The following is a 3,956-nucleotide window of genomic DNA, read 5'->3' as shown; positions in this document are numbered from 1 at the left end:
AGAGACTCACGCGATGGCCCTCTTACGTCAGGGACCGACACGCCGCCATCACTTACACCACTCCCCGGGACGCTCCCCTACCTCACCGCCGCACGCATCGCCAGGGCACCGAAACTCAAACTTGTAATCACCGCCGGAATCGGTTCGGACCACGTCGATCTGGACGCGGCGATCAAGGCCGGTATCACCGTCGCCGAAGTCACATTTTCCAACAGCATCAGCGTGGCCGAGCACGTGGTTATGATGATCCTGTCTCAGGTCCGCAACTACCTTCCCTCACATCAGTGGGTCCTCGACGGCGGATGGAACATCGCCGACTGCGTGCAACGTTGCTATGACCTTGAAGGCATGCAGGTCGGCACGGTAGGCGCCGGGCGGATCGGTCTGGCGGTCCTGCGTAGGCTGGCACCGTTCGAGGTGGGTCTGCACTACTACGACAACCACCGCTTGTCCGCCGATGTCGAAGCCGAACTGGGCCTGACGTACCACGCGTCGGTGCAGGAGATGATTCCCGATCTCGACGTTGTGACGATTAACGCACCGCTGCATCCCGAGACCAGGGGATTGTTCGACGACAAGCTGATTTCCACGATGAAGCGCGGCGCCTACCTCATCAATACTGCCCGCGGCTTGATTGTTGACCGCGATGCTGTAGTGCGGGCGCTCAAAACTGGGCAACTCGCCGGCTATGCGGGCGATGTCTGGTACCCGCAGCCCGCACCTGCTGAGCATCCCTGGCGGACCATGCCGCACCAGGGCATGACGCCCCACATCTCCGGATCATCGCTGTCGGCGCAAGCTCGTTACGCCGCAGGGACGCGCGAGATCCTGGAAAGCTATTTCACCGGCACCCCGATCCGCGACGAGTACCTGATCGTTGCGGGCGGACAACTAGCTGGCACGGGGGCGCGCTCCTACACCGCAACCGCATAACGCAACCCCCTGCGCGCGACGGTTCAAATCGTCGCCCAGTGCGCAAGCACGAGGGGTCTGCCTTCGCATTTCCTATGGCGACGGCACGATGACGTTGAGGCTGAAGGTATCCGATAGGTAGGGCGCCAGCGCTGCAACGACTGGTTAAGGCTTGCCTGAACAGGTGGGTACAACCGCCACCGCGAAGCCCTACAGGCCCAAGTCCATTGCGGAAATCGCAGCCCAACGGTCACACTCAACTCATGGACTATCTCGAACCTCCGTGGTTAAACCGCGCCGTCTTCAACCGCATCGTCATGGCTATCGGGCTCGGCCCGGTCGAGACGCTAACCGCCGTCAAGCGTGTAACCAAGCAGCCGCAGAAGGTCCCGGTCACGCCGGTGGAGGTGGATGGCGTCAAATACTTGGTCTCTGCCTATGGCCAGACCCAGTGGGCGAAGAACGTGCGAGCCAATCCGAATGTCAAGCTTGGCCACGATGAGTACATTGCAGCCGAAACGCCGGTGGGCGCCCGGAAACCCATCATCGATGCCTATAAGGCTAAGGTCGGCAGGGCCGTGGAGAAACCCTTTCGGCAGTTGCCCGACGAGGCCGACCACCCGGTGTTCGCGCTGACCGCAAAGAACTGACGCGCACGTCCCTGCGCGCAACGTCCAGCGATTCGTAATGCACTGTTATTCTTCGTTTTCACTGCGGCACGGAAAAAGACCTGAACCGACCCTCCCTATCGTCATACCCAGGATTCATTTGATTACGTATCAGGACGGGCGGCACGACGGCTGGACCTTATCCTCGTGAAGTCACCACACCCGCAAACCGCTCTCTTGGGTTTCATACCAAGCGACCTCATCTGCTGTAGCGATCAGATAGTCCCACTCGCACAAACTGATGGCTTTCAAATCAGCCTGGCTGGGTCTCTGATGTCGCCCCCCGGGTGCGTGTGCCAGATCGCGGCGATCCGTTCGACGTCAACGTGGCGACTGATCTGGCGTAGGTCCATTGTGAAAGTATCGTAAGGGTTTTCAGCGACGTTACGAATTTCGGTGATGGAACCGTCGCGCATAATGAAGCCACAGACTTCAAACGGCGATGCCTGCGCCGCTCTGAACCGAAGCCAATCGTAATGCTCTAGCGTCAGATCGAACATCTAGCGAGCCCCTTAATTCCTTGCGCACACACCGTTGGCGGCTTCGCCTAGCGCCGCCACGATGGTGGATCTGTTGCTCAAGCTCTTACCGCTGTGCCAATGCAGCTTTAAGCGTTAAGAGTCGCGACATCTACTGGACAAACCGCTAGCTTACCGACTGCCTTGGCTGCCGATTCGCATTCCCGCTCGGCTAGGACCGTTCCGCGGCCGCGGATATTTATTGGGCCGCAAGCGATCGTTGGTTTCCATAGCGCTATGGCTATCCACGATGGCGACGAGGCTGCCCGTGCTGATCGTCAGGGTCACATCGACCACCGCTTTGAACAGTTCCTGGACACGGTGGCTAGGTCCGGCTCGCCGAGGAGATCTCTATCAACATCCGAATCGCTTCACTGGTAGCCCCACTCTTCGGGCACTTGCGCTGTTGCTGATCTCATGGCGAACGATCGGTGTCCCAGTTTCGGGGTAGCATCGGCGCGCGGGGAAGGTCGTCGAGGGCGCCACCGGCCAGGCGCGTGAGTCCTTTCGCCTTTGCAGCAGCGATTCTGGGGTTGGTTCCGCCGAACCCGAAGGGCCCTGACCCGGAATCGGAGGCAAGAGCGCCGTAATCCGGTGCTGGGTCCTCCGGTCGCAGCACCGGTGCGTCGCCATCGAGGTGTGCGAACTGGTACTTATGGCCACGCTGGAGCAGCCTGGCGTTGCGTTTGTCGCGGATCTGCTGGCTCGCGCCCGGCATTTCGGCGGCCGGGGCGACCGCGCTCGCGGCGGGCGCGGCGCTGCCCTTGGTCCCGGACGTAGGGGAGAACCCTTCGCCGTCGGGGCCGCCGCCGACGGCATAGAAGACCTGCGTGGCAGGAACCCCCGACGGCGCTGCGGATGCAGGCGTCGCCGTGGCCGGGGCGCCACCGGACGTGGTTGGGGCGCCGGTGGCCTTGCCCGCGAGGGTGATCTGCGGCGCGGGCGCCACCATCGGGCTGCGGGGTTCGGGTGACTCTCCCTGAACCAACGGCGTGGCGCCTTCGCCGGTCGGAGCCTCGGCAACGCCGACCAACCCGACGAGCCCAATGGGAGCCAGGAACGGCAGCACCGCCGGGGTGAACGGCCCGATGTAGATGAGCGGGTCCAGGATCGAGTAGGCGGGGATCAAGAACAGCTGGGTAGACATGAAGGCGACCACCGAGTCCAGCATCTGGCTGATCAGGCTGCCGGCGGGTCCCGACAGATACTGCGTGGCCAGATCGCCGAGGCGAGTCAGAACGTTCTGCAGCGCCTGGATGATCAGCGCGGTCGGGTCTCCGGGGTCGCTCCCATCCGCCGCAGTCGTTTCCCTCGTGACGATCTGCGGCGCGGCCGAGATGGTAGGGATCGTTGCGAGGCATTCTTCGGCGACGGCGTGATACGTGCCCATGGTGGTCGCGGCCTGCATCCACATCCGCAGGTAGTCCGCCTCGTTGAGGGCGATGGGGATGGTGTTGATGCCGAAGAAGTTGGTGGCCACCAAGACGCCGTGCAGCGCATGGTTGGCGGCCAACTCGGCGAGCGTGGGCATGCTCGCCAGTGCGGCGCTATAGCCCGCGGCGGCGGTTTCGTGTCCAGTCGCGGCGGTGCTGGCCGCCGCGACGGCCTCCCAGAGCCAGCAGAGGTACGGCCGATGAGCCGCGACGAAGCGTTCTGCGGTCATCCCCTGCCACGCGGCCGCCGCAACAGCCGCCAGCAACGAATCGAGTTCGGCAGCGATTGCGGCATATTCGGCGGCAAGGCTGCGCCAGGCCTGCGCCGACGCGAGAAGCGGCCCGGGCTGGCAATGTCAACTTGAAGTGGCCCCAGTGTGACGGCTAGTTTTGGCCCCCCCTTCGCGGTGCGTTGGGATTTTCTG

The 3,956-nt window shown here is 63.0% G+C and carries 4 protein-coding genes and 1 pseudogene; 2 read left to right on the top strand and 3 right to left on the bottom strand.

The window, feature by feature from the left end:
• Nucleotides 1-933, top strand: a 933-nt coding sequence (locus AWC19_RS09250; RefSeq protein ID WP_085077760.1) for an NAD-dependent formate dehydrogenase, incomplete at its 5' end; no start/stop codon positions are given.
• 242 nt (nucleotides 934-1,175) lie between these two features.
• Nucleotides 1,176-1,562 (top strand): nitroreductase/quinone reductase family protein, encoded by a 387-nt coding sequence (locus AWC19_RS09245; RefSeq protein WP_085077759.1) that lies wholly within the window; start codon nucleotides 1,176-1,178, stop codon nucleotides 1,560-1,562.
• Between the two features lie 266 nt (nucleotides 1,563-1,828).
• Here the strand turns inward: AWC19_RS09245 and AWC19_RS09240 are convergent, their stop codons facing one another.
• From AWC19_RS09240 to AWC19_RS30485, 3 genes and pseudogenes are all read right to left on the bottom strand, one after another.
• Nucleotides 1,829-2,080 (bottom strand): MPN domain-containing protein, encoded by a 252-nt coding sequence (locus tag AWC19_RS09240; protein WP_085077758.1) that lies wholly within the window; start codon nucleotides 2,078-2,080, stop codon nucleotides 1,829-1,831.
• A gap of 433 nt (nucleotides 2,081-2,513) precedes the next feature.
• Nucleotides 2,514-2,816, bottom strand: coding sequence for a PPW family C-terminal domain-containing PPE protein (locus tag AWC19_RS30490; RefSeq protein ID WP_245848855.1), 303 nt, complete (start codon nucleotides 2,814-2,816; stop codon nucleotides 2,514-2,516).
• Between the two features lie 644 nt (nucleotides 2,817-3,460).
• Nucleotides 3,461-3,878 (bottom strand): annotated as a pseudogene (locus AWC19_RS30485) (PPE family protein); the annotation flags it as partial.
• Nucleotides 3,879-3,956: the final 78 nt, after the last annotated feature.

Origin of the sequence: Mycobacterium palustre (assembly GCF_002101785.1) — a bacterium.
Lineage (GTDB): Bacteria > Actinomycetota > Actinomycetes > Mycobacteriales > Mycobacteriaceae > Mycobacterium > Mycobacterium palustre.
This window is presented reverse-complemented; position numbering and strand designations above follow the sequence as displayed.